The organism is Amycolatopsis mediterranei (assembly GCF_026017845.1).
GTDB classification, from domain to species: Bacteria; Actinomycetota; Actinomycetes; order Mycobacteriales; family Pseudonocardiaceae; genus Amycolatopsis; species Amycolatopsis mediterranei.
In genome coordinates this window covers 4,391,188-4,415,768 of the sequence record NZ_CP100416.1, presented here as the reverse complement: position 1 = coordinate 4,415,768, position 24,581 = coordinate 4,391,188, and the positions used below count along the sequence as shown (strand labels likewise).

The following is a 24,581-nucleotide window of genomic DNA, read 5'->3' as shown; positions in this document are numbered from 1 at the left end:
GTGATGCCATTCGAACGCGCGTTCGGTTAGCGTGGAGATATGACCGAGACCGAGCAGACCGCAGTGTGGCAACTTTCCGATGAGGGGCCAGCCGCGGCGATCTGCGTATCCCGGCGATCCTCAGTAGGTGCGCAGGCCCATGCTGCGGGCGATGCCGTTGCGCTGGATCTGGCTGGTGCCCCCGGAGATCGTCGCCACGATGGACTCGCGGTAGCGGAAGCTCATCACGCTTTCGGTCGAGAACCCGTGCCCGGCGCAGACCTGCATGCCCAGGCGGGCCGCGGCGACGTACGTCTCCGAGCCCTTGAGCTTGGCCATCGAGCCCTCGCGCGAGCACGGCTTTCCCTGCGCCAGCAGCCACGCCGCCCGGTAGGCCAGCAGCCGAGCCGAGTCGATTTCCGTCTGCAGGTCGGCGATCGCGTGCGCGATGGCCTGGAAGGTGCCGACCGGGCGGCCGAAAGCCTGGCGGGTGCGGGCGAACTCCAGCATCTCGTCCAAAGTGGCCTGGGCCGCGCCGAGGTAGCCGCCGGTGATGATGACCTTCTCCAGCTCGATGTTGGACAGCATCACCTTCCAGCCCTCGTCGACCGGGCCGACCAAGTTCTCCTTCGGCACGGCGACATCGCCGAAGAAGACCTCGTTGGTGCCCAGGATGTGCCGGGCCAGGGTCGGCGTCCGGCGTACCTCGACCCCCGGGCTCGACGGGTCGATCAGCAACAGGCTGATCCCGCTGTGCTTCGGCTCCCGCGGTCCGGTGCGCACGTACGTCGCGATCGTGGTGCCCGGCAGGCCGGCGCCGGTGCACCACGCCTTCTGGCCGCGGACGACGAAGTGATCACCGGCGTCTTCGGCCGTCGTGCGCAGCGCCGCCGCGTCCGAACCGCTGTCGGGCTCGCTCAGGCCGACGGCGAGGCGGTGACGGCCGGTCATCACCTCGTCCCGGATGAAGTCCCGCTGCGCCTCGGTGCCCCAGCGGAACACGGTGATGCCGGGAATGAGCACGCCGATGTAGCACATGGCGACGTCGAAGCTGGCGCGGCCGAGTTCCTCGGCGAGGACGATCAGTTCCACCGGACCGCCGCCGTCACCGCCCTCGTCGACCGCGAAGGGCAGCGAAAACCAGCCCAGCTCGGCCATCCCGGAGAACAGCTCGGGCGGCACGATCGATCCCTCGTCCCACTCCTTGGCCTTCTCCGCGGGGCAGACCTTCGCGACGAACTGGCGCGCGGTCTCGCGCAGGAGCTGCTGCTCGTCGGTCAACGCGAAGTCCACGGCAGGCCCCTATCGTCGGCAATCATCTATCTGATTGTACTATATAAGTCAGCGGAGCAGGTCCAGCACCGTGGCCATCGGCTTGGTGCCGAGCAGGTACTCGTGCGCCTTCTCCAGGTGCGTCCGCCAGACCCGGACGGCCCCTTCGCGGTCGCCCGCGGCCACCAGTTCGACCAGCCGCACGTGGGCGCGCAGGCCGCTGAGGTTGGCCCGGACGTTCGCTTCGGTCCCCGCGTCGAGGTCGACGTGCGACCAGTTCGCCCGGTCGATGATGTCGCGCACCATGCCGTTGAGCACGATCAGCGTCTGGTTCCCGGACAGCTCCACGACCAAGGCGTGGAACCGCAGGTGCGCGCGGATGAACGCCGACGGATCACCGATCAGCGCCTCGGCCTCGGCGAGCGCGGCGCGCAGCCGGTCGAGATCGCCCACGGTGCGCCGGCCGGCGAGCAGCCCGGCGCACGGCGCTTCGATCACGGTGCGAGCGGCGTAGACGTCCTGCAACGTTGCCGACCGGTGCTCGAGGATGAGTCCCGCGTAACGCGCGACGACCGAACCGTCCGGGATGTGCACGCGCGCGCCGCCCCGGGCACCGCGGCGGATGCTGATCAGCTTTTCCGACTCCAGCACCCGGAACGCTTCCCGCAGCGTCGGCCGGGACACCGAAAACTCCGCCATCAGCTGCGGTTCGGCGGGCAGCGCGTCGCCCTCGGCGAGCTCACCGCGCACGATCCGGCGCCGCAGCTCGAGCGCGACGAGCTCGGCCATCTTCGGCAGCCGGATGCTTCCGGTCACGTCGACCCCCTCAGTCCCCGAAATACTGGCGGCTGACCGTCTCAGCCACGCAGGCCGGCCGCTCGGCGCCCTCGATCTCCACTGTGGTGCGGAAGACCAGCTGGGCCGTGGCCCCGTCGAGCGGCTGCGCGTCGACGAGCTCGGTACTGCCGCGCAACCGCGAGCCGACCCGCACCGGCGTGACGAACCGGACCTTGTTCAGGCCGTAGTTGACCGCCATCCGGGCGCCCTCGACGCGGTAGACGGCGACCATGAACATCGGCAGCAGCGACAGGGTCAGGTAGCCGTGCGCGATGGTCGCGCCGAACGGCCCGGCCGCGGCCCGCTCGGGGTCGACGTGGATCCACTGGTGGTCGCCGGTCGCGCCGGCGAAGGCGTCGATCCGGGCCTGGTCGACGGTGACCCAGTCGCTGGTGCCGAGCAAGCTTCCCTTGGCGGCGAAGATCTCTTCGAGACCGTGCAAGACGCGCATGCTGCTCCTGTTCACCGGGGCACGAAGTACGGCAGGGTGAGTTCGTCCGTCAGCGGCCGGAAGTCGACGCGCACCGGCAGGCCGATGACGACCTCGTCCACCGGGCAGCCGACCACGTGGGACAGCATCGTCACGCCGTCGTCGAGATCGACGATCGCCAGCGCGAAGGGCACTTCGAAACCGGGGCCGGGCGCGCGGTGCACCACCGTGACGGAGTAGACGGTCCCGGTGCCCGCGCTCGGCGCCCAGTCCCAGTTCCGGCTCAGGCAGCGCGGGCACACGGGTTCGGGCACGAAGAACCTCAGCCCGCAGTCCGCGCACTCCGGGAGCACCAGCCGGCCCTCGGCCGCCGCCGCCCAGAACGGGCGGCTCAGCGCGGTGGGCTCGGGCACCGGACGGCTCATCACAGCCTCCCCAGAACGGACATTTCGTAGTGCTGCGCCCCGGAGCCGGCGTTGCCCACCACGGCGACCTCGGCGCCGGCGACCTGGTGCACGGCGCTGCCGCGCAGCTGCCGCACCGCCTCGACCACCTTCAGCGTCATCTGCTGGGTGCCGTTCCAGGCGTAGGAGAGGCACCCGCCGTCCGGGTTCACCGGGTACTTGCCGTCGACGGTGATCGCCCCGGTCTCGACCAGCGGACCGCCTTCGCCTTCGTCGCAGACGCCCAGCGCCTCCAGCTGCCGGATGACCTCGAAGGAGTTCGGGTCGTAGAGGGAGAAGACGTCGACGTCGGCCGGGTCGACCCCGGCCGTGCCGAAAGCGCGCGCCGCGGCGTCGCGGCCGATCATGCCGACCTCGCGGTACAACGCGGGATTCGCGTACGCGGCCTGGTGGTATTCCATCCCGCCGCCGAGCACGGCGACCGGCCGGTGCCGCAGATCCCGGGCGCGTTCGGCGGTCGTCACCACGACCGCGCCGCCGCCTTCGCCGACGATGCAGCAGTCCAGCAGGTGGAACGGCGTGGCGACCATGCGGGACGCGAGGACGTCGTCGGCGGTGTACGGTCCGCGCCCGTACATCATCGCCTCGGGGTTGGTCGAACCGTTGCTGCGGATCGTGGCCGCGACCTCCGCGAGCTGCCGCGGGGTGGTGCCGAACCGGTGCATGTGCCGGGCCGCGACCAGGGCGAACTGCGCGACCACGTAACTGCCCCACACGTCGGTGAACTCCAGCGGCGTCCCCGCGCCGACCGGGCCGCCGCCCCGCGAGACCAGCCGGCACCCGCCGACGACGACCGTGTCGGCGAGGCCGGCCGAAACGGCGGCGGCCGCCTTGAGCAGTCCGCGGGAGCCCGCGTTGTCCAGCATGGCGTCGCTGGTCCAGCGCAGGTCGCCGAGGAGCCGGGCCCAGGAGCTGCCCTCCCCCGGCACGCCGCCCGGTCCCGGCCAGTCGACCTGCGCGCCGTCCACATCGGACGGACTCAGGCCGGCGTCGGCGATCGCCCCGGTGACCGCCTCGACGGCCAGGTCCATCGCGTCGCGGTGCGGCAGCGAAAGCGCCTGCTCGGTGGCGTGGACGCCGGCGATGACCGGCTGACGGCCGTTCATCGCCCGGCGCCCAGTGTTTCCCCGCCGGGGTAGCCGCCGCCGCCGAACCGGGCGTCGAGCGCGGCGTAGTCCTTGGCGAACTGGGCCGTGCGCGGCAGCGCGTCGACGAACTCGACGGTCTTGGGTTTCTTGTACGACGCGATGCGCGCCCGGCAGTGCTCGATGATGTCCTCGGCCGTCACCCCGGAGGCGTCGTCGTGGCGCACGACGACCGCCTTGACGTCCTGCGCCCAGCGTTCGTTGGGCACGCCGATCACGGCGGCCTCCTTGACGCCCGCGTGCGCCTCGATGCAGTTCTCGACCTCGGCCGGGAAGATGTTCTCGGCGGCGGACTTGAGCATGCGGGTGGTGGTGCCGAGGAAGCTGATCGTGCCGTCCGGCTCCCGGCGGCCCAGGTCCGTCGTGTGCCACCAGCCGCCCCGGAAGCGGTGCTCGTTGATTTCGGGGCGGTTCCAGTAGCCGAGGTGGACCAGCTCGCCGCGCACGCAGATCTCGCCCGCCACCCCGGCCGGGCACTCCGTGCCGTCCTCGGCCACGATGCGCACGGCGACGAACGGGCCCGGACGCCCCGCGTTCCCGATTCCGGAGCCGCCGAAGCCGCCGGTGGCCACGAACCCGGTGACCTCGGTCTGCCCGTAGCCGCGGCCCTCGCCGCCGCCGTTGGCGGTGAACCGGCTGGTGTCGACCTGCACGGTGCCCGCCCACAGCTGCGGCGCGACGCTCGCGCGGAAGGCGGACAGGTCGTGCCCGGCCGAGGCGTTCAGCTCGACCAGCTCCACGATCGTCGGCGGCATCAGGTAGCCGTGCGTGCAGCGTTCCCGGGCCAGCAGCGGCAGCAGCTCGGCGGCGGCCACCCGCCGGACGATCACGTTCTTGCCGCCGTGCAGGAACGCCGGGACGCCCCAGAACTGGTAGTTGCCGATGTGGAACATGGGCCCGGCGCTCAGGAACGCCGTGGTGTGGTCGATGTCGCCGAGCCAGCCACCGGTGGCGCCCATGGCCAGGAGATTGCGGTGGGACAGCATGGACCCGCACTGGCTTCCGGACATGGCCGCCGTGTAGATGACGAGCAACGCCGTGTCGGGGTCGATGTCGAGGGCGGGGTCTTCCGGCGAACCCGCGGCGAGGAACGCCTCGTAGCCGTCCGCCTCTTCCTGCGGGGCGTCGTGCCGCAGCCACCGCACGCCGTCCGGCTGCCCGAGCTCGGCCCGGGCCTTGGCGATCGTGTCGCCGATCTCCTCCTGCTGCCACACCACGACCTTGGGGGCGAAGTCGCGCACCGCGAACGCCATCTCCGGCGCGGCCCACCGCCAGTAGCCCGGGCAGACCATCGCACCGAGCTTGGCCGCCGCGCCGAGCAGCTCCCAGATCCGCACGGAGTTCTGCCCCAGCCAGAGCACCCGGTCACCGGCGCCGACGCCCTCGGCGGCCAAGGCGTTCGCCAGCCGGTTCGTGCGCTCGTCGAACTCGGTCCAGGTGAGCCGGACCTCGCCGTCGACGAACGCGACCACGTCCGCAAAGGACCTGCGGTGCTCGCGGACGACCTCACCGAACGTGAGGCGGCGAGCGGGGTTCACCGTGATCACTTCGTGCCCCTAACGTCGAGCAAATAGCTTACCTAGTTATCTTGGGTAGTTGATAGAACTGACGCTGCGCGACGGGTCCGTCACGGCCGGGGTTCCTTCGGCAGGCCCAGCAGCTGCTCGCCGATGATGGTGCGCTGGATCTCGCTCGAGCCGCCGTAGATCGTCTCGGCCAGCGAGAGCAGGAAGGTGCGCTGTCGGACGTCGAGCGCGTAGTCCGCACCGGCGAGTTGCCCGGCGGGGCCGGCGACCTCGGCGGCGAGGTGTCCCATCCGCTGGTGCGACGTCGAGGCGTAGAGCTTCGCGATGCCCGCCTGCGGTCCCGGCGTGCGGCCGGCGAGGACCTCGCCGAGGGTGCGCAGGTTCGTGGTGCGCATGACGCGCACCGACATCCACGCCTGGACGATCCGGTCCCGGGTCGAGGCGGGCACGGCATCGCCCGCCTCCCGCGCGGCGGCGATCAGGTCCGCCACCTCGCGTTCGAAGGACAGCTGCTGGGGCAGCAGGGTGACGCCGCGCTCGATGCCCAGGGTGCCCATCGCGGTGCGCCAGCCCTGGCCGACCTCGCCGACGACGAGGTCGGCCGAGGTACGGGCGCCGGTGAAGAAGACCTCAGCGAACTCGTCCTGCCCGGCCAGGTTCCGGATCACCCGCACGTCCACGCCCGGCTGGTCCCGTGGCACGAGCAGCATGGTGAGCCCGCGGTGCCGCCGCGAGTCCGGGTCGGTCCGCACCAGGACGTACAGCCAGTCCGCGGTGTGGGCCATCGTCGTCCACACCTTCTGGCCGTCGATCACCCATTCGTTCCCGTCGAGCTCCGCGCGGCAGCGCAGGGACGCCAGGTCGGAACCCGCTCCCGGCTCGCTGAAGCCCTGGCCCCACAGCTGCTCGACGCGCAGGATGGGCGGCAGGAACCGCCGTTTCTGCTCCGGCGTTCCCAGGGCCAGCAGCATCGGCCCGAACAGGTCGAGGCCGCTGGTGGTGGCCCGGTAGGGCGCGCCGGACCGGGCGTACTCGTAGTTGAAGACGACCTCTTCCAGCAGGGTCAGGCCGCGGCCGCCGTACTCCACCGGCCAGCTCAGCCCGAGCCAGCCGCCGGCCGCCAGTTCGCGGTCCCACGCCAGCCGCACCTCCCACGCCTCCGAGTCGGCCGGGCCGCCGATCCCGCGGTGCGCGGCGAACTCGCCGACCAGGTGCTCGGCCAGCCAGGTGCGGGCCTCCTCGCGGAAGTCCGCGACCGCGGGCCCGAAGTCCAGTTCCACCGGACGCTCCTCTCGACGGGTGGTCACAGGCCCAGCAGTCCCGCGAGCCGGGCGCGGTGCTCGGCCGGAGTGCCCAGCAGCACCTCGGAACCCTTGGCCCGCTTGAAGTACAGCTGGGCGGGGTGCTCCCAGGTGAACCCGATCCCGCCGTGCACCTGGACGGCGCCGGCGGCGACCCGGGTGAACACCTCCGAGCAGAACGCCTTGGCCACGGAAGCGGCGGTCAGCAGTTCGGTGGTGTCGCCGCCGGCCAGGGCACGCAGGCCGTCCTGGACTGCGGATCGGGCGCACTCGACGTCGGTGAGCATGTCGGCCAGCCGGTGCTTGACCGCCTGGAAGGACCCGATCGCGCGGCCGTACTGCTCGCGGATCTTCGCGTAGTCCACGGCGAGTTCGAGGGCGCGGGAGGCGCCGCCGAGCTGTTCCGCGGCCAGCAGGACGGCCGCGGCGGCCAAGGTGCGCTCGACCGCGGGCCACGCGCCACCCGCCTCGCCGACGAGCCGGGCGGGGACCGCGTCGAAGTCCAGGCGAGCCTGTTTGCGGGTCTGGTCGAGTGCCGGCAACGCGGTCCGGCGCAGGCCCGCGGGCTCGCTCGCGGTGTCGACGGCGAACAGCGCGATCCCGGCGTCCGTTCGCGCCACGACCAGCAGCAGATCGGCCGTGTGGCCGTCCAGGACGTAGGTTTTGGTGCCGGTCAGCCGCCAGCCGTCCGCGCCGCGGCCGGCCCGGGTCGTCACACCGCTTTCGTCCCAGCGGCCGGCCGGTTCGGTGAGGGCGAGAGCCGCGATCGTCTCGCCGGAGGCGATCCCGGGCAGCAGGTCCTTCGCCGCGGACTCGTCGCCGGCGCGCACGAGCACCTCGGCGGCCAGGGCGACCGTGCCGAAGTACGGCGCGCACAGCAGCGCGCGGCCCATTTCCTCGAACACCAGCCCCAGCTCCGCGCAGCCGAAGCCCGACCCGCCGTACTCCTCGGGGATCGCCAGTCCCGGCAGCCCCAGCTCGCCGCTGAGCTGCCGCCACACCTCGGCGTCGTAACCCGCCTCGGTCGCCATCTGCCGGCGCACGTCGGGCTCCGCGCTTCGCTTGCCGAGGAAGGCGCGCAGCACTTCGCGCAGCTGAAGCTGTTCCTCGCTCAGCACACCGGCCAAGGCGGTCTCCGTCATCCGACACCTTCCCGGTCGCCCACAATCAGTTATATAATTATAGTATAACCGGCACGGCGTGAGTCAATGCCCGAGAAGGAGAACCATGAGCGACCGCTACGGCGAATTCCCCTCCCTCACCTTCGAGCGCCCGGCGCCCGGGGTGCTGCGGCTCGTGCTCGACGCGCCGAACCTCAACGCCGTCTCCTCGCGGATGCACACCGAACTCGCCGACGTCTGGGCGGTGATCGACCGGGACACCGACACCCGCGCGGTGCTCGTGCAGGGGGCGGGCAAAGCGTTCTCCGCGGGCGGAACCTTCGACTCCATCGAGGACATGAGCCGCGACTACGCGGTCCGCGCCCGCGTGATGCGCGAAGCGCGGGACATGGTCTACGGCGTCCTCGACCTTTCGAAGCCGGTCGTCGCGGCCATCCACGGACCCGCGGTCGGCGCCGGGCTCGCGGTCGGCATGATGGCCGACATCTCGATCGTGGGCCGCCGGGCGAAGATCGTCGACGGGCACACCCGCCTGGGCGTCGCGGCGGGCGACCACGCGGCGATCTGCTGGCCGCTGCTGTGCGGGATGGCCAAGGCGAAGTACTACCTGCTGACCTGCGAGGTGCTCACCGGCGAAGAGGCCGAGCGGATCGGCCTGGTGTCCCGGTGCGTCGACGACGAGGACGTGCACGCCGAGGCACTGCGCGTGGCCACCTCGCTGGCCGCGGGTTCGGCCAGCGCCATCGGCTGGACCAAGCGCTCGCTCAACCACTGGTACCGCACCGCTTCGCCGATCTTCGAGTCGTCCTTGGGTCTCGAATTCTTCGGCTTCGGCGGCCCCGACGTGCTGGAGGGCCTCGCGTCGCACCGGGAGAAGCGCAGCCCCGAGTTCACCGCGGACATCCCGCTCTGAGGCGGGTTCACGCCCCGCGGAACTCCGCGGGGCGCCGCTCCCGGAAGGCGCGCAGGCCCTCGGCCCGGTCCTCGGCGGTGAACATGACGGCCACGGTTTCCCGCTCGGCCGCGATCCCCGCGTCGAGGTCGCCACCGCTGCGGTCCACCAGGGCCTTGCCCGCGGCCAGGGCCAGCGGGGCGCCGGCCGCGAGCCGGGCGGCGAGGGCTGTCGCCACGGTCAGGACCTCCCCCGGCTCGGCCAGCTCGTTCACCAGGCCGATGGCGTGGGCCCGCTCGGCGTCGATCGGTTCGCCGGTCAGGATCAGCTGCTTGGCGATCCCCGGCGGGACCAGGCGCGGCAGCCGCTGGGTGCCGCCCGCCCCGGGCAGCACGCCGAGCTTCATCTCGGGCAGCCCGAGCTTGGCGCCCCGCTCCGCCACCCGCAGGTCGCACGCGAGGGCGAGTTCCAGCCCACCACCGAGGGCGAACCCGTGCACGGCGGCCACCGACGGCTTCGCGAACTTCTCGAGCCGGCCGAAGACCTCGGTGAGCCGCCCCACGAAGGCGCGGAACTCGTAGGCGGTGCGGAGGGATTCGATCTCGTCCAGGTCGGCGCCCGCCGAGAAGCCACGACCGGCCCCGGCGACGACCAGCGCGCGGACGCCCGGGTCGGCGTGCAGCGTGTCGAGCACGGCGTCGAGCCGGTCCACGGTCGCGGTCCCGATGGCGTTGAGCCGGTCGGGCCGGTTCAGGGTGAGCACGGCGACCCGGCCGGTCACGTCGACGTTCAGCAGGTCGGCCATGTCGTTGCCTTTCACAGCATGGTCAGGCCGCCGCTGACCGAGATCGTCTGCCCGGTCAGGTAGGCGGCCGCGTCGGAGGCGAGGAACCCGACCACGCCGGCGATGTCGGCCGGCTGGCCGACGCGGCGCAGCGGAATCGCCCGCAGGGTGGCTTCGTACATGCGCCGGCTGTAGTCGGCGACCTGGCCGAGCAGTGCCGTGTCGGTCGGGCCCGGGCACACGCTGTTGACGGTGATGCCGTGGCGGGCGACCTCCCGGGCCAGCGCCTTGCCGAACGCGATGATCCCGCCCTTGGTCGCCGAGTAGACGACCTCGCCGGAGGAGCCGACCCGGCCCGCGTCGGAGGCGATGTGGACGATCCGCCCGCGGTCCCGCTCGATCATCCCGTCCAGCACGGCCCTGGTCACCGTGATGGTGCCCCGCAGGTTGACCGCGATGATCCGGTCCCAGCTGTCCTCGGTGCTGTCGACGAACCGGCCGATGACGTCGATGGCGGCGTTGTTCACCAGGACGTCGACCGGGCCGAGCGCGGCTTCCGCCTCGGTGACGGCGGCCCGCACCGCGGCGCTGTCGGCGATGTCCGCGACGACCGCCGCCGTCTTCACGCCGTGGCGCTCGGTGATGTCCGCGGCGACGTCGGCCGCCGCGGCCCGGTCCAGGTCGCACACCGCGATCCGGTGGCCGCGGGCGGCCAGTTCGGCGGCGATGGCCGCGCCGATGCCACGGCCGGCACCGGTGACGAGCGCGACCGGGTCGGTTGCGTCCACGAATCCTCCACTCAGGTCAGGTTTCCGGCGAGGTCGGCGATGGCGGTCGTCATCGCCCGGCCGCGCGGGGACAGGTCGTAGCCGGCCAGCGGATATCCGTTGCACAGCAGGGCGAACGACACCCCGCTGACCGGATCCAGGAAGCCGAGCTGGTAGGCGGCGCCGCTGTTGCCGAACAGGGCGGGGGAACCGGTGGACGGCAGCCCGCCGCCGGCGGTCGACCCGGCCACGGTCACGAACAGCCCCATGCCGACGGGAGTGCCCCCGCCGTAGGCCTCCTCGCCCGCCGGGCGCTCGATGCGGCGGAGCCGGCTGCCCTCGGCGACGGCGTCGGCCGTCCAGAGTCCGGAGTGGACGAGGGCCTGGAAGTACAGCGCCACGTCGGCCGCCGTGCCCACGAGGGAGTGGCTCGGCTCGCCGCCGGCGAGCACCCGGGGGTCGGCCAGGTACCACGGGCCCCACGGATCGGGCTCCTGGTCGTCGCCGGTGCGGTCGGTGGCGATCATCGGCAGGGCCGTGCCGGCCGCGACGCCCAGGTCGAGCGAGGACAGGCCGAGCGGGCCGGCGAGCTCGGTGCGCAGGTATTCGGCGAAGGTCAGCCCGGTGCGGCGCTCCACGATCTCCGCGAGCACCCAGGCCGCCGAAGTGAGGTGGAACTGCAGCCGGTCGCCGGGCGGGTAGTCCAGCCGCCAGCGGGCGAACGCCGCCAGCCGCTGTTCGCGGCTGAGCAGCTTCGGATACCCCAGCGGCGCGAACGGGAACCCGGCCGTGTGGGTGAGCACGTGCTCGACGGTGACGGCGTCCTTCCCGTTCGTCCCGAACTCGGGCACGATCGCGCAGACGTGCTCCCGGACGTCGAGCCGGCCCGTCCCGATCAGGTGCCACACCACACCCGCGACGATCGACCGGCCGACGGACTGGAGGACGTACCGGTCCGCGTTGGTGGCGTCCCCGAAGGTTTCGAAGGCCGCCAGCCGGCCGTGCCGGGCCACGGCGACCTGCATCGACGGCAGCGGCATCTCCTCGACCGCCTGCCGGATCCGGCGCAGCAGCGCGTCGAGCCGGCCGGGATCGACACCGAGCGCGGCCGCCTCGCGTTGCCCGACTTCGGTCATCCGTCCTCCTCGACTCGGCCCACGGCACAAGCTAGCATAAAGAATAATATTAGTTAACTGATTGGAGCAGCTGGTGGGCATCCTCGACGGCAAGGTGGCCATCGTGACCGGCGGCGGACGGGGGCTGGGCCGGGCGCACTGCCTGGCCCTCGCCGAGGCGGGTGCGACGGTCGTGGTCAACGATCTCGGGTCCGGCCTGCACGGCGAGCAGACCGGTGAGTCCCCGGCCGAGGACGTCGCCCAGGAGATCGTCAAACTCGGCGGGACCGCGGTCGCGAACCACGCCTCGGTGACCGATTGGGCCGCCACCGAGGCGATGGTCGCCGACACCGTCGCGGAGTTCGGCCGGCTGGACGTCGTGGTGAACAACGCGGGCATCGTGCGTGACCGCATGCTGTTCTCGATGTCCGAAGCGGAGTTCGACGCGGTGATCGCGGTCCACCTCAAGGGCACCTTCGCGCTGACCCGGCACGCCTGCGCCTACTGGCGCGCGGCGGCCAAGCGCGGCGAACCGGTGGCCGGCCGGGTGATCAACACGACCTCGGGCACCGGCCTGTTCGGCAACGCGGGCCAGGCGAACTACGGTGCGGCCAAAGCGGGCATCGCCGGCCTCACCGTGATCACCGCCATCGAGATGCGCCGCTACGGCGTGACGGCGAACGCGATCTCCCCGATCGCGGCCACCCGGATGACCGAGAACCTGGCCGTGGCCGGCACCGGCGGCGACGCGCACGGCTTCGACCCGCGCGACCCCGCGAACGCCTCCGGCGCGGTCGTCTACCTCGCTTCCGACGCGGCGGGCTGGCTGACCGGCCAGGTGCTGCGCATCGACGGCGCCACCGTCAACCGGCTGCAGGGCTGGACGGTGGTCGGCAGTCACCCGAGCGCCTCCGGCCAGGCGATCACCGCCGAGGAGCTCGCCGAGGCCCTCCCCCAGCTGTACGGCGCCGCGCCGACCGGCCGTCCCGCGGTCCGCTAGGACACCGGGCCTCACGCTCTGTTGCCACGACGACAGCGCGTGCTAGCTTTGTGCACTTCATCGGGCTGCCTTCCGGATGGGTCGACATGAGCACTGTGGCTCTGCGTCACCACTTCGACACCATGGACTGGGGTGTCGGGCGGGCGGTCTCGCTCGCGACGGACCCGGCCGACCTCGCCCCCTCGGCGACCGCCCGGCGCTGGGCGAACGACCTCCGCTCGGTGCTCGGCGCGGCCCCGCGCGGACGGCGGGTCCTCGCCGGCTGGAAGCACCTGCAGCCGGACGGCCCCGGCCCCCTCGACCGCCGCGCCGCGGACGCCTGCCTGCGCGCCCTCGACGGCCTGCTCGCCGCCGGGCACGAGCCCGTGCTCACCCTGCTGCACGGCGACGAGCCGGGCTGGCTGGACGCCCACGGCGGCTGGCTCGCCCGCGACAGCGCGTTCCGGTTCGCCGACTACGCCGCCGAACTCGGCCGGCTGCTGGGTGACCGGGTCAGCCGCTGGGTCACCTCGGCCGACTTCGGCATCCCGTCGCTCGGCGAACGCGTCGCCGGGATGACCGGGCCCGGCCGCGGCGTGGGTGCGGCCGGGCTCGCCGCCGTGCACCACGTGCTGCTGGGCCACGGTCTCGCCGTGCGCGCCCTACGCGCCGCCGGGGTGCGTGCCGAGATCGGCGGTACCGCCCTCCTGGCCGGCGGCTACCCGGCCAGTGACGACCCGGCCGACCGGGCGGCGGTGGACACCGCGGAGTCGTGGGCGAACCGGCTCTTCCTCGATCCGCTGCTGCTGGGCCGGCACCTGGTCACCGAGGACGGCCGGTGCCCGGTCGGCGAGTCCGGGTGCGTGCGGCCCGGCGACCTCGAACTCATCTCGTCCCCGCAGGACGTGCTGTACCTGACCTGGTACGCGCCGGTCCGGGTGACCACCCCGCAGAACCTGCCGCTGCTCCTGCCGGCCGAGAGCTGCTACCGGGCGCTCAACGAAGTCAACGGCCTGCTCGTCAAGCTGGGCTTCGCGCTCGTGCCGTTCGACGGCGTGGAAACCGGCCGGTACGGCTGGCCGGTGCTGCCGGAGGCCCTCGCCGACGCGCTCGCGGGCTTGGCCGGGAGCTACGGCTCCCGGCTCCCCCCGGTGCGCATCGTGGACAACGGGATGGGTGACGCGAGCGGCGGCGCGACCCGTCGCCGCGCCGTCCTCGCCAGCCGGCTGGGTTGGCTGGCGAGGCTGATGGAGCGGGGCGTGCCGGTGCGCGGCTACGAGTATTGGTCCCTTGTGGACAATCTGCCGTGGCTGCGGCGGTACGCCCGGCTGTACTCGATCTCCGACCCCGCGGCCCCGGCCGAGAGCCTCGAAGGCGGCGACTGGACGCGGTCCGGTGCGTTCGCCCGTCCCCAAGAGGCACCGCGCGAAGGGCACACCCTGCACATCGTCTGAGCCGGTCAGTCCCCGCGACCGGCGTCCTGCTCGGCCAGCCAGCGCTGGTGCCGGTCGAAGTGCGCGGGGTCGCGCTGGACCCAGATGCCCGACGCCTTCGCCAGCAGCGCCCGGTTCGGGAGCAGGACCAGCTCGCCCCGGATGTACCAGCGGGAGCCGGCCCGGCGCTCCACCCAGGCACGCACTTCCAGGGGCCGCTCGACCGGCACCGGCTTGACGAAGCTGACGCTCAGCTCCGCGGTGACCGACAGGACCCGGTGCAGCAGCGGGACGTGCCCGAGGCATTCGTCGAGCACCGCGGCCGTCCAGCCGCCGTGGGCGACGTCCGGGCCGCCTTCCTGGTCGCGGGGGCAGTGGACGTCGAAGAGCGCGGTGTCGTCGCCCTCGAGCCGTTCCCGCTCGACACCGAGCCGGCAGGAACCCCGCACCCGGCAGGCGCCGCACAGCGCGACCCCGCCGCCGGTGCGGGGCGGTTCCTGGAAGTCGGAGCCGGCCCAGCGCCGCTCCGGGCCGGTCAGCGTCCGCTCCAGACGGGCGGGCGCTTCTCCGCGAACGCGCGGGCGCCTTCGACGGCGTCGGCGGAGGAGAAGACCGGATCGGTCAGGACCCGCTGGCGTTCCCACTGCTCGGTGGCGGGCCACTCCCCCGCCTCCGCGACGATCTGCTTGGTCGCGTGCACGGCCAGCGGTCCGTTCGCCGCGATCCGCGCGGCCAGGTCACGGGCGACGGCCAGTGCGCCGCCGGGCTCGGTCAGCCGGTTCACCATGCCCCAGTGGGCCGCGACGCCGGCGCCGAACAGGTCACCGGTGAGCGCGTACTCCAAGGCGATCCCCCGCGGGATCCGCTGGGGCAGGCGCAGCAGCCCGCCCCCGCCCGCGACGAGCCCGCGCTTGGTCTCGGGCAGCCCGAACCGGGCGTCCCGCGCGGCCACGATCAGGTCGCACGCCAGGGCGATCTCGCAGCCGCCGGCCAGCGCGTACCCCTCGACGGCGGCGATGATCGGCTTCACCGGCGGGCACGCGGTGAAGCCGAGCAGGCCGCGACCGGGGATGTCCGGCGTGTCCCCGGTGAGGAACGCCTTGAGGTCCATGCCGGAGGAGAAGGTGCCGCCGGCGCCGGTGAGCACGGCGGTGACGAGGGTCGGGTCCTCGTCGAGCCGGTCCAGGGCGTCCGCGACGCCGCGGGCGAGCGCGCCGTTCGCGGCGTTGCGCACCTCCGGGCGGTTCATCGTGATGATCAACGTCGCGCCATCGCGCTCGGTCAGGACTTCGTCAGCCATGTCGTGCCTTCTTCCCCGGCTCAGCCGAGCAGTTCCAGGATGGTGGCGTTGGCCTGGCCGCCGCCCTCGCACATGGTCTGCAACCCGTAGCGGATCCCGTTATCCCGCATGTGGTGCACCAGTGTGGTCAGCAACCGGGCCCCGGAGCCACCCAGCGGGTGCCCGAGGGCGATCGCGCCGCCGTTCGGGTTCAGCGCCTTGACGTCGGCGCCGAGCTCGGCCAGCCAGGCCAGCGGGACCGGCGCGAAGGCTTCGTTCACTTCGAACGCGCCGATCTCGCCGATCGTCAGGCCGCTGCGGACCAGGGCCTTGCGGGTCGCGTCGATCGGCGCGGTCAGCATGATGACCGGGTCGGCCGCGGCGAGGACGGCGGTGTGCACGCGGGCCAGCGGCCGCAACCCCAGCTCCGCCGCCTTCTCGCTGGTGGTCAGCAGCAGCGCCGCCGAGCCGTCGGAAATCTGGGAAGAGTTCCCCGCGGTGATGGTCCCGTTCTCCTTGAACGCCGTCCGCAGCCCGGCCAGCGATTCCGGCGTCCCGCCGCGGCGGATGCCCTCGTCGCGGGAGACGACCGTGCCGTCGGCGAGCGTGACCGGGGCGATCTGCGCGTCGAACCGGCCCCCGTCCTGGGCGGCGGCCGCCTTTTCGTGGCTGCCGAGCGAGAACTCGTCCAACTGCGTGCGGCTGAATCCCCACCGCTGCGCGATCATCTCCGCGCCGACCCCCTGGTTGGGGTACGCGCCGTCGTAGCGGGCCAGGTAGCGCGGGCCGTACGGGTCCTGTCCCATCGCGGAGGAGCCCATGGGCACCCGGGACATCGACTCGACGCCGCCCGCCACGACCACGTCGTAGTGGCCGGCGATCACCCCGGCCGCGGCGAAGTGCAGCGCCTGCTGGGACGAGCCGCACTGCCGGTCGACCGTCACGCCGGGCACGGACTCGGGCCAGCCCGCGGCCAGGACGGACGTGCGCGCGATGTCCGCGGTCTGCTCGCCCGCCTGCCCGACGCAGCCCCACACGACGTCGTCCACCAGGGCGGGGTCCAGGCCGCTGCGCTCGGCGAGCGCGCCCAGCACGTGGGCCGACAGGTCCGCCGGGTGCACCCCGGACAGTCCGCCGTTCCGCTTGCCGACCGGCGTCCGCACCGCTTCCACGATCACCGCGTCACGCATGTCGCATCCTTTCACTGTCCCGTTTGGACTCGGCCGGGGCGCCAGGTCGCGCCGAGCAGCACGGCGGCGCCGAGCAGCCCGCCCCCGGCGGCGATCGCCAGCCCGGCACCCCCGGCCAGGGCGCCGTCCCAGCCGATGGCGTGGTCCAGGGAAATCCGGCCCGGGCCCACGAGCGCGAGCGCCGCGCAGATCACGGCGATCATCAGGACGTACTCGTAGCCGTCCTTGAACACGAAGAAACCGTTGGCCCGGTGGGCGGTGATCCCGGCGACCGCCATCGTCCCGACCACGAACGCCGCCGCGAGCGGCGTGAACAGGCCCAGCACGAGCGCCGCGCCCGCGGCCAGCTCGCCCGCGCCGCTGAGGATCGCGTGCAGCCGCGCCGGGCGCATGCCGAGCGAGGAGAACCACCGGGCGGTGCCGTCGACCCCGCCGCCGCCCCACAGGTGGTTGTAGCCGTGCGCGCCCATCGTCGCTCCGACCACGAGCCGGACGAGCAGCGCGGCGGTGTCAATAGTGTTCACGGTGGTCATCGCGGGCTCATCCGGATCGCGCCGTCGAGGCGGATCACTTCGCCGTTGAGCATCGGGTTGGCCACCACATGGGCGACCAGCGCGGCGAACTCGGCCGGATCACCCAGCCGGGAGGGGTGCGGCACCTGCTTGCCCAGCGCCGCGCGCAGTTCTTCGGGCGCGGCCGCCATCGGCGGGGTGTCGAACAACCCGGGGGCGACGGTGACAACGCGGATCTGCTGACCGGCCAGGTCGCGGGCGATCGGCAGGGTCATGCCGACGACACCGCCCTTCGACGCGGAGTAGGCCGCCTGCCCGATCTGCCCGTCGAAGGCCGCCACGGACGCGGTGTTGACCACGACACCCCGCTCCTCGCCGAGCAGTTCCTGCTTCGCCATCCGCTCGGCGGCGAGCCGGATCACGTTGAACGTGCCGATCAGGTTGATCTCGACGATCCGGGTGAACTCCGGCAGTGGGAAGACGCCGTTGCGGCCGAGCATCCGGACGGCGTTGCCGGTGCCCGCGCAGTTGACCGTCACCCGCAGCGCGCCGAGGGAGTCCGCGACGTCGAGCGCGGCCGCGACCTGCTCGGGGTCGCGTACGTCGGCGGGCGCGAACCGGACGTTCTCGCCGAGCCCGGCGGCGACCTGTGCTCCGTCCGAGCCGGGCAGGTCGACGATCACCACGCGCGCGCCCGCGCCGAACAGGGCCTGCGTGGTCGCCAGGCCGAGCCCGGACGCTCCGCCGGTCACCAGGGCGACCCCGTCACGGATGTCCATTCGCCATCACCTTTCGTCTTTCACTGCGTTAGCGGGACAAGATCGTCACCGCGGACGCGCCGGGCGCGCCGTAGAGGTGGGTGTAGCCGACTCCCGGGTTCCCGCCGACCTGGCGGTCGCCGGCCCGGCCCTGCAGCTGCCGGACGATTTCGTAGATCTGGCGCAGCCCGGAAGCACCGATCGGCTCGCCGTGGGCGATGAGGCCGCCGTCGGTGTTGACCGGCAGCGTGCCGCCGATCTCGGTGGCGCCCTCGGCGAGCCACTTCTCCTGCTCGCCGTCGGCGCAGAACCCGTTCTCCGCCAGGTGGATCAGCTCGGAGCCCGCGTCGGTGTCCTGCAGCTGGGCGACCCGGACGTCCTCCGGGCCGATGCCCGCGACCTCGTAGGCCGCCCGGGACGCGTCCACGGTGGGACTCGGCGCGCTGGTCAGCGGCAACGACGGGCTCTGCAGCTCGAACGCGCCGAAGCGGCGGGACCGCAGTTCCGCGGCACGGACGTACACCGGCGTCGAAGTGAATTCCCGCGCCAGGTCACCCCGGCACAGCACGACGGCCGCGGCGCCTTCGTCCGGACCGCAGTACATGAAGCGGGTCAGCGGGTGGTTGACCACCGGAACGTCGAGGATCTCCTGCTCCGAAAGCGGCTTCCGCCGCCACGCGTGCGGGGTGATCGAGCCGTTGCGCAGGTTCTTGGCGGCGATCTTGGCGAGACTGGCGGTCGACACCCCGTGGTCGTGCAGGTACTTGCCGATCTTCGTGCCGAAGAAGTGGGTGGTGAGGAACAGGCCGGTCTGGCCGTACCAGGCGGGCAGCCCGGCCACCGCGGGATCGGCGGCGAACGCGCCCCGCGGGTGCTTGTCCATGCCGATCGCCATCGCGATGTCGGCCTCGCCGTGCCGGATGGCCGCCGCGGCCATCTGCAGCGAGGTGCCACCGGTGGCGCACCCGTTGAAGACGCCGCGCACCGGGATGCCGGTCAGGCCGAGCCGGCCGACGATCGCGTCCGGGTTGGACACTTCGTAGCTGCCGACGTACGCGCTCTGCACCCGGGACCATTCGGTCCCGGCGTCGGCCAGCGCCGCCTGGGTGGCCTCGGCCCCCATCTCCAGGGCGAGCTTGTCCCCGTGCCGGCCGAACGGGTGCAGGCCGACGCCGATGATCGCCACATCCGGAGTGCTCACGGCGTCTCCTCCGCGTCGTCGGGAACCGGAGCGAACGCGTAGGTCAGCACCTCGGTGCCGTCCTCCCGGGTGGTGTAGGGGACGATCCGCAGCTCCATCGGCTGGCCGATCCGCAGCTTCGCCGGATCGGCCTCGGTGAAGCGCGCCTGAACCAGCAGCTCGCCGGGCAGTTCGACGTAGCCCAGCGCGTACGGCCGGAACGTCTCGTCGGTGTCGTTGCCGTCATACGGCGGCGAGGGCGGCCGGAACTGCTGCGTGGTGAACGCCCAGAGCGTGCCGCGCCGGCCGAGGAGATGGCGCTCCTCGCCCGGACGGGCGGGAAAGGAGAGGACGCCGTCGTCCCCCCGGGAGGCGATCAGCCTCGGTTCACGCGACGGCCACGTGAACAGGCCGTCCGCGACGGCCACCTGCGTCGTCATACACCAAGGCTAGCAGTAGCTGAATCATCTATCCATATCTTTTAGTTAGATAATTAAGCTCAAACTCTTGCGAGGGTCTCTCAACCCGACATAGCATCGCAGCCATGACACTGCGGGAGCGCAACCGGCTGCGGACCGCCGCCGAGGTCGAAACCGCCGCGCTCGAGCTGTTCGAACGACACGGCTACGACCACACGACGGTGGAGCAGATCGCCGCCCGGGCGGGGATCTCCAGCGCGACCTTCTTCCGGTACTTCCGCGCGAAGGAGGACGTGCTGTTCAGCGGGGAGGACGCCGCCGCGCTGAAGCTCGTCGCCCTGGTGGCCGGCCGGAGCGATCGACGGCGCAGCGTGGCCGCGCTCGCCGAGCCGGTCTGCCGGTTCGCCCACCACGCGGTCGCCGACCCGGCCACCGGCGGCCAGCGGCTGACCCACCTGGTCATGACCACGCCGGCGCTGGAGGCGCGCAGCCTCCGGCTGCGGCTGCGCTGGGAACGGGAGATCGCCGGGCAGCTGGCGCGCGAAGCCGGCGCCGCCCGCCCGGACCTCGGCCCCACCCTGGTGGCCGCGGTCGCGGTGTCCTGCCTCGCCAGCGCGCTGCGCGCCGGGCACCACGCCGACGGGTCCATCGCGGACCTGACCCGGCAGGCGTTCGCGCACTGCACAGACCTCACCTGCTGACCAAGACGAGGAGATCCACGATGGCGGACCAGCTGCCCTACAAGATGATCGATTTCGACACCCACTCCTACGAGACCGAAGACTGCTTCACCCGGTTCATGCCGGAGGGCAAGAAGGACAGCGCGATCCAGACGGTCCGGCTGGCCTCGGGCAAGAAGGTCCTGCTCGCCAACCACAAGATCGTCAACGCGCTGGAGAACGACCTCGACAAGGCCTACGTGCCAGGCTCGCTGGCCGAGATGCTCCGGCAGCGGTCGCTGGGCGTGGAGTCCGATTCCGAGCGCTTCTTCGAAGACATCAAGGACGAGTACCTCCGGCACGACGCCCGGCTGGCCAAGATGGACGAGCAGCAGATCGAACGCGCGCTGATGTACCCGGGCGGCTGGGCGCTGATGGCCGAGGCCTACCTCGACGGCGTCGACCCGCTCTACGACAACCTGCACTCGTTCAACCGCTGGATCGACGAGGACTGGGGCTTCAACTACAAGGATCGGATCTACGCGCCCGCGATGCTGTCCCTTCGCGACCTCGACCGGGCCGTGGCCGAGCTGGACACCGTGCTCGACGCCGGCGCCCGGTTCATCCTGCTGCCCGCCGGACCGGCGTACGGCCGTTCCCCCGGCGACCCGTACTTCGACCCGATCTGGTCGCGCGTCAACGAAGCGAAGGCGCGCGTCGCCTTCCACATCTCCGAGTTCCACTACCAGTCCAATGTGGCCTCCCAGTGGGGCTGGGGGCTGGTGCCACCGTTCCAGTTCTCGGCCTGGCAGTGGCAGAACACCTACGGCGAGCGGCCGATCACCGACACGCTCTCGGCGCTGATCTTCGACAACCTCTTCGGCCGGTTCCCGGACATCCAGGTCGTGGTCAGCGAGTTCGGCGCCGAGTGGGTCCCGCACTTCCTGAAGCACATGGACAAGAGCCGCGGCATGGGCCGCAACGGCGTGTGGCTCGGCGGCCAGCTGCCCGAACGCCCGAGCCGGATCTTCCACAAGCACGTCAAGGTGGTGCCCTACCCCGAGGACGACATCGTGGGCCTGGTCGACCGGCTGGGCACCGCCGACTCGCTCGTGATGGGCTCGGACTGGCCGCACGCCGAAGGACTCGCCGAGCCGGCCGACTTCTACGACCGGATGAGCGGCCTCGGCGACGAGAACCGCCGGAAGTTCCTGCGCGACAACGCCCTCTCGGTCCTGGAGGACTGACCACGACGGCCACCTCGCCGGCCGTCCCCCGGCGAGGTGGCCCCCGAGCAGCCCGGCCGCCGCGTCCCCCCATCGATGAAGCGCGGCGGCCGGGTACCCAGGGCGCTCACATCCCCATGGACCGGCCGATCAGGTCCTTCATGATCTCGGTGGTCCCGCCGTAGAGCCGCTGCACCCGGGCGTCGCGCCACAGCCGGGCGATCTCGTACTCGTTGACGTAGCCGTACCCGCCGTGCAGCTGGAGGCAGCGGTCGAGGATCTCCCACTGCGTCTCGGTGGTCCACCACTTCGCCCCGGCGGCCTCCTCGGCGGTCAGCTCACCCGCGTTGACGGCGAGGACGCACTGGTCGAGGTAGGTCCGCATGACGTCGATCTTGGTGCGCATCTCCGCCAGCGCGTGCCGGTTCACCTGGAACTTCCCGATCGGCTGGCCGAACGCTTCCCGATCGCCGGCGTAGGCGAGGGTGATCTCGTAGGCCCGCTGCGCGCTCGCGACGGCGTGCACCGCGATGCCGAGCCGTTCCTTCGGCAGGTTCCGCATCAGGTGGTAGAAGCCCCGGTTCTCCTCGCCGATGAGGTTGTCCACCGGCACCCGCACGTCGGTGAAGATCAGCTCGGCGGTGTCGGCCGAGCGCTGGCCGATCTTGTCCAGCTTGCGGCCCCGGGAGAAGCCGGGCGTGCCGGCCTCCACGGCGATCAGGCTGATGCCGCGGTGCCCCGCCGCCGGATCGGTCTTGCACGCGACCATCACCAGGTCGGCCAGCAGCCCGTTCGAAATGAACGTCTTGGTCCCGTCGATCACGTATTCGCCGCCCTCGCGGCGGGCCGTGGTGCGCAGGCCGCGGACGTCGGAGCCGGCTCCCGGCTCGGACATCGCGATCGCGGTGATGATCTCGCCCGAGCAGAACCCGGGCAGCCACCGCCGCCGCTGCTCCGGCGTCGTCAGCTCGATCAGGTACGGCGCCATGATGTCGTTCTGCAGGCCGAGCCCGATCCCCACCGAGCCGCTGGCCCAGTACTCCTCGGTGAGGACGGCGTTGAACCGGAAGTCTCTGACGCCGGAGCCGCCGAACTCCTCGGGCACCTCCCAGCCGAGCAGGCCCTGTTCGCCCGCCTTCAGCCACGCCTCCCGGCTCACGTGGCCGGCCGCTTCCCACTCCTCGACGAACGGGACGCACTCCTTCTCGAAGTACGTCCGGCAGGTTCGGCGGAACAGCTCGTGCTCTTCGGCGAAAATCGTCCGGCGCATCGGCCGACTCCTCGTCCCGGCCTGGCCGGCCGTCGTGTGCGGGTCACCAAAAGCAAGTAGTTAACTAATTGAACTATAGTGCCCGCTGTCAAGGTCCACGGGCACCGGGTGATCGCCTGCTCTACGCTGAAGCGGGTCGGCTCGACCGGAAAGGGGTGGCGTGGACCAGACGTCGGAACGCGACCGGCTCGTGGACGCCGCCTACCGGGCGCTGGTGGCCACCGGCGGCGCGAGCCTGTCGGTGACCGAGGTGCTGCGGGCCGCCGAGCTCTCGACGCGCGCGTTCTACCGGCACTTCGCCTCGAAGGACGAGCTGCTGCTCGCCCTGTTCCGGCAGGACTCCGACCGGGTGGCGGCGCGCCTGCGCCGGGCCGCGGCCGCGGACCCCCCGACCGCCGCCCTGCGCGCGTTCGTGCAGGCCATGCTGCGCATCACCGCCGATCCCCGCCGCCGCCAGCGCGTGCTGGTGATGTCGTCGGAGGAGATCGCCCGCGCGAAGGGGTTCGCCGCCGAACGCCAGCGCTACCACGCGCTGGTGCAGGACGAGCTCGTCGCCATCCTGGAGCGCGGCCGGGCCGACGGCACGTTCCCCCTGGCCCGGCCGTCCTCGGACGCCGGCTGGATCCGCGCGGCGATCCAGCACGCGTTCGACGAGCAGATCACCGGGTCGGCCCCGGCCACCCCGGACGAGGCGGCCGAACTGCTGACCGGTTTCGCGCTGCGCGCGCTCGGAGCGCGCGATGCGGAGCCGGCCGGCGGCTGACAGACCCAAGTCGCCACACCGCAGGTGTTGACAGCCTGGCGTTGAAGGACTCTACTGAAAACGTCATTTTCACTCGACCGGCACGCGACACCTCTCGGGCGCGTCCGGCGGCGGCCGACGGCCCGCCGGCAGGAAGAAGGATTTCCGATGGAGAAGATCTGGGCGAACTCCGGCGACTCGCACTTCCTCGAGCCCGAAGAGCTCTGGCGGGAGAACCTGCCGGCGCGGCTGGCCGAGCTCGTCCCGCGGGCCGAGCGCGACCCCGACGGCGAGTGGGAGACCGTCCACATCGACGGCATGTCGTTCCGCCGCAAGCTGCCCACCGGCCGCAACAAGGAGTTCCTCGAGGCGACGCACCGGGCGCCGGGCGCCCGCGACCTCACCAAGCGGATGGTCGACCTGGACAACGAGGGCATCTGGGCGGAGCTGGTCTTCCCGTCGCTGGGCATGTGGAGCTCGTCGTTCCGCACCCCGGAAGTCCTGCGCGAGGCGCTCAAGGTCAGCAACGACTGGGCCTGGGACGCCATCGAGGAGTTCTCGCCCCGGCTGGTCGCCACCGCGCAGGTGTCCACCTTGGACATCGACGACGCGGTGAGCGAGCTCGAACGCGTCGCCGAGATGGGCTACCGCGCCGTCTACCTGCCGGTCGCCCCGCACCCGCTGCAGAAGGACTACAACCAGGACGCCTGGGAACCGTTCTGGACGGCCGCGGAGCGGGCGAACCTCGTCCTCGCGTTCCACATCGGCACCGACCCCATCGACCTGTCCAAGGGCGGCGCGTCCGGTGTGGTCTACCGCGGGCCCGGCGGCGCGGTGCTGAACTACACCGAGACGACGTTCGGCGGTCAGCGCGCCGTGATGAAGCTCGTCGCCTCCGGCGCCCTGGACCGCCACCCGGACCTGCGGGTGCTGGTGTCCGAGGGCGGGGCCACCTGGGTGCCGTTCGTCGCGGACCGGATGGAGGAGGGCTACCGCCAGCACGCGATGGCGGTGCGGCCCAAGCTCAAGCGGTCCCCGAAGGAAATCATCTACTCGCAGGTGTACGCCTCCTTCCAGCACGACGAGTCGGCGATCGCCGCGTGCACCGCGATGGGCTACCGGAACGTCCTGTGGGGCAGCGACTACCCCCACATGGAAGGCACCTACGGGCACACGCAGGAGACGCTGCACCACCTGTTCGACGACGTCGCCCCCGAGGTCCGGCACCGCATCACCGTCGGCGCCTTCACCGAGCTGTTCCCCGGCGTGCCGCCGCTGCCGGCCCCGGCCGCGGCTTGAGG

26 protein-coding genes are annotated in these 24,581 nt (G+C 72.1%); 7 read left to right on the top strand and 19 right to left on the bottom strand.

Annotated features, from left to right (window positions below; translation table 11 throughout):
• Positions 1 to 120: 120 nt before the first annotated feature.
• The 8 genes from ISP_RS20495 to ISP_RS20460 all read right to left on the bottom strand — a co-directional run bounded on the left by ISP_RS20495 (position 121) and on the right by ISP_RS20460 (position 8,096).
• On the bottom strand, positions 121 to 1,272 hold the full coding sequence (locus ISP_RS20495; RefSeq protein ID WP_013225722.1) for an acyl-CoA dehydrogenase family protein: 1,152 nt from the start codon (positions 1,270 to 1,272) through the stop codon (positions 121 to 123).
• 48 nt (positions 1,273 to 1,320) lie between these two features.
• On the bottom strand, positions 1,321 to 2,067 hold the full coding sequence (locus ISP_RS20490) for a FadR/GntR family transcriptional regulator (protein ID WP_013225721.1): 747 nt from the start codon (positions 2,065 to 2,067) through the stop codon (positions 1,321 to 1,323).
• Positions 2,068 to 2,077: 10 nt separating this feature from the next.
• Positions 2,078 to 2,539 (bottom strand): MaoC family dehydratase, encoded by a 462-nt coding sequence (locus ISP_RS20485; protein WP_013225720.1) that lies wholly within the window; start codon positions 2,537 to 2,539, stop codon positions 2,078 to 2,080.
• Between the two features lie 11 nt (positions 2,540 to 2,550).
• Positions 2,551 to 2,943 carry a Zn-ribbon domain-containing OB-fold protein gene (locus ISP_RS20480; RefSeq protein ID WP_014467030.1) on the bottom strand — a complete coding sequence of 131 codons (393 nt, stop codon included), beginning with the start codon at positions 2,941 to 2,943 and terminating at the stop codon, positions 2,551 to 2,553.
• Positions 2,943 to 4,088, bottom strand: coding sequence for a thiolase family protein (locus tag ISP_RS20475; RefSeq protein WP_013225718.1), 1,146 nt, complete (start codon positions 4,086 to 4,088; stop codon positions 2,943 to 2,945). The genes ISP_RS20480 and ISP_RS20475 overlap by 1 nt, the downstream gene beginning before the upstream one ends.
• Positions 4,085 to 5,674 carry an AMP-binding protein gene (locus ISP_RS20470; RefSeq protein WP_013225717.1) on the bottom strand — a complete coding sequence of 530 codons (1,590 nt, stop codon included), beginning with the start codon at positions 5,672 to 5,674 and terminating at the stop codon, positions 4,085 to 4,087. Before ISP_RS20470 ends, ISP_RS20475 begins: the two co-directional genes overlap by 4 nt.
• 80 nt (positions 5,675 to 5,754) lie before the next feature.
• On the bottom strand, positions 5,755 to 6,933 hold the full coding sequence (locus ISP_RS20465; protein WP_013225716.1) for an acyl-CoA dehydrogenase family protein: 1,179 nt from the start codon (positions 6,931 to 6,933) through the stop codon (positions 5,755 to 5,757).
• Positions 6,934 to 6,956: 23 nt separating this feature from the next.
• Positions 6,957 to 8,096, bottom strand: a complete 1,140-nt coding sequence (locus tag ISP_RS20460) for an acyl-CoA dehydrogenase family protein (RefSeq protein ID WP_013225715.1) — start codon at positions 8,094 to 8,096, stop codon at positions 6,957 to 6,959.
• An 85-nt stretch (positions 8,097 to 8,181) separates the two neighbouring features.
• On the opposite strand from ISP_RS20460, the gene ISP_RS20455 reads away from it, so the two are divergent.
• Complete coding sequence (locus ISP_RS20455) at positions 8,182 to 8,988, top strand: enoyl-CoA hydratase/isomerase family protein (protein ID WP_013225714.1); 807 nt, start codon at positions 8,182 to 8,184, stop codon at positions 8,986 to 8,988.
• A 7-nt stretch (positions 8,989 to 8,995) separates the two neighbouring features.
• On the opposite strand, the gene ISP_RS20450 is transcribed toward ISP_RS20455, so the two are convergent.
• The 3 genes from ISP_RS20450 to ISP_RS20440 are packed head-to-tail and all read right to left on the bottom strand — an operon-like array spanning position 8,996 to position 11,654.
• Entirely contained in the window at positions 8,996 to 9,772 is a 777-nt protein-coding gene (locus tag ISP_RS20450; protein ID WP_013225713.1) for an enoyl-CoA hydratase/isomerase family protein, read from the bottom strand.
• An 11-nt stretch (positions 9,773 to 9,783) separates the two neighbouring features.
• Positions 9,784 to 10,539 carry an SDR family NAD(P)-dependent oxidoreductase gene (locus ISP_RS20445; protein ID WP_013225712.1) on the bottom strand — a complete coding sequence of 252 codons (756 nt, stop codon included), beginning with the start codon at positions 10,537 to 10,539 and terminating at the stop codon, positions 9,784 to 9,786.
• A gap of 11 nt (positions 10,540 to 10,550) precedes the next feature.
• Positions 10,551 to 11,654, bottom strand: coding sequence for a serine hydrolase domain-containing protein (locus tag ISP_RS20440; protein WP_013225711.1), 1,104 nt, complete (start codon positions 11,652 to 11,654; stop codon positions 10,551 to 10,553).
• Between the two features lie 61 nt (positions 11,655 to 11,715).
• Here ISP_RS20440 and ISP_RS20435 point away from each other — a divergent pair, with 61 nt between their 5' ends.
• Both ISP_RS20435 and ISP_RS20430 read left to right on the top strand, forming a co-directional pair.
• Positions 11,716 to 12,633: an SDR family NAD(P)-dependent oxidoreductase gene (locus tag ISP_RS20435; RefSeq protein ID WP_013225710.1), complete on the top strand. Its 918-nt coding sequence runs from the start codon at positions 11,716 to 11,718 to the stop codon at positions 12,631 to 12,633.
• An 86-nt stretch (positions 12,634 to 12,719) separates the two neighbouring features.
• Positions 12,720 to 14,066: a family 1 glycosylhydrolase gene (locus ISP_RS20430; protein ID WP_230468866.1), complete on the top strand. Its 1,347-nt coding sequence runs from the start codon at positions 12,720 to 12,722 to the stop codon at positions 14,064 to 14,066.
• 5 nt (positions 14,067 to 14,071) lie between these two features.
• On the opposite strand, the gene ISP_RS20425 is transcribed toward ISP_RS20430, so the two are convergent.
• The 7 genes from ISP_RS20425 to ISP_RS20395 form a co-directional block, all read right to left on the bottom strand.
• On the bottom strand, positions 14,072 to 14,494 hold the full coding sequence (locus ISP_RS20425; protein ID WP_013225708.1) for a PaaI family thioesterase: 423 nt from the start codon (positions 14,492 to 14,494) through the stop codon (positions 14,072 to 14,074).
• An 86-nt stretch (positions 14,495 to 14,580) separates the two neighbouring features.
• Positions 14,581 to 15,345 carry a crotonase/enoyl-CoA hydratase family protein gene (locus ISP_RS20420; RefSeq protein WP_013225707.1) on the bottom strand — a complete coding sequence of 255 codons (765 nt, stop codon included), beginning with the start codon at positions 15,343 to 15,345 and terminating at the stop codon, positions 14,581 to 14,583.
• Between the two features lie 20 nt (positions 15,346 to 15,365).
• A complete protein-coding gene (locus tag ISP_RS20415; protein ID WP_013225706.1) occupies positions 15,366 to 16,514 on the bottom strand; it encodes a thiolase family protein in 1,149 nt (382 codons plus the stop codon).
• Between the two features lie 11 nt (positions 16,515 to 16,525).
• The gene (locus ISP_RS20410; protein ID WP_013225705.1) at positions 16,526 to 17,047 is read right to left on the bottom strand and encodes a DoxX family protein; all 522 of its coding nucleotides are present in this window, start codon (positions 17,045 to 17,047) and stop codon (positions 16,526 to 16,528) included.
• Complete coding sequence (locus tag ISP_RS20405) at positions 17,044 to 17,805, bottom strand: 3-hydroxyacyl-CoA dehydrogenase (protein WP_013225704.1); 762 nt, start codon at positions 17,803 to 17,805, stop codon at positions 17,044 to 17,046. The genes ISP_RS20410 and ISP_RS20405 overlap by 4 nt, the downstream gene beginning before the upstream one ends.
• A 28-nt stretch (positions 17,806 to 17,833) precedes the next feature.
• Positions 17,834 to 18,985: a thiolase family protein gene (locus ISP_RS20400; RefSeq protein ID WP_013225703.1), complete on the bottom strand. Its 1,152-nt coding sequence runs from the start codon at positions 18,983 to 18,985 to the stop codon at positions 17,834 to 17,836.
• Entirely contained in the window at positions 18,982 to 19,404 is a 423-nt protein-coding gene (locus ISP_RS20395; protein ID WP_034285273.1) for a Zn-ribbon domain-containing OB-fold protein, read from the bottom strand. The genes ISP_RS20400 and ISP_RS20395 overlap by 4 nt, the downstream gene beginning before the upstream one ends.
• Before the next feature lie 104 nt (positions 19,405 to 19,508).
• On the opposite strand from ISP_RS20395, the gene ISP_RS20390 reads away from it, so the two are divergent.
• Together ISP_RS20390 and ISP_RS20385 are read left to right on the top strand one after the other, a co-directional pair.
• Complete coding sequence (locus ISP_RS20390) at positions 19,509 to 20,084, top strand: TetR family transcriptional regulator (RefSeq protein ID WP_013225701.1); 576 nt, start codon at positions 19,509 to 19,511, stop codon at positions 20,082 to 20,084.
• 20 nt (positions 20,085 to 20,104) lie between these two features.
• The gene (locus ISP_RS20385) at positions 20,105 to 21,289 is read left to right on the top strand and encodes an amidohydrolase family protein (protein WP_013225700.1); all 1,185 of its coding nucleotides are present in this window, start codon (positions 20,105 to 20,107) and stop codon (positions 21,287 to 21,289) included.
• Between the two features lie 106 nt (positions 21,290 to 21,395).
• On the opposite strand, the gene ISP_RS20380 is transcribed toward ISP_RS20385, so the two are convergent.
• A complete protein-coding gene (locus ISP_RS20380) occupies positions 21,396 to 22,538 on the bottom strand; it encodes an acyl-CoA dehydrogenase family protein (RefSeq protein WP_013225699.1) in 1,143 nt (380 codons plus the stop codon).
• A gap of 160 nt (positions 22,539 to 22,698) precedes the next feature.
• Here ISP_RS20380 and ISP_RS20375 point away from each other — a divergent pair, with 160 nt between their 5' ends.
• Complete coding sequence (locus ISP_RS20375) at positions 22,699 to 23,301, top strand: TetR/AcrR family transcriptional regulator (RefSeq protein WP_013225698.1); 603 nt, start codon at positions 22,699 to 22,701, stop codon at positions 23,299 to 23,301.
• A gap of 147 nt (positions 23,302 to 23,448) precedes the next feature.
• Positions 23,449 to 24,579 (top strand): amidohydrolase family protein, encoded by a 1,131-nt coding sequence (locus ISP_RS20370; RefSeq protein WP_013225697.1) that lies wholly within the window; start codon positions 23,449 to 23,451, stop codon positions 24,577 to 24,579.
• Positions 24,580 to 24,581 lie beyond the last annotated feature (2 nt).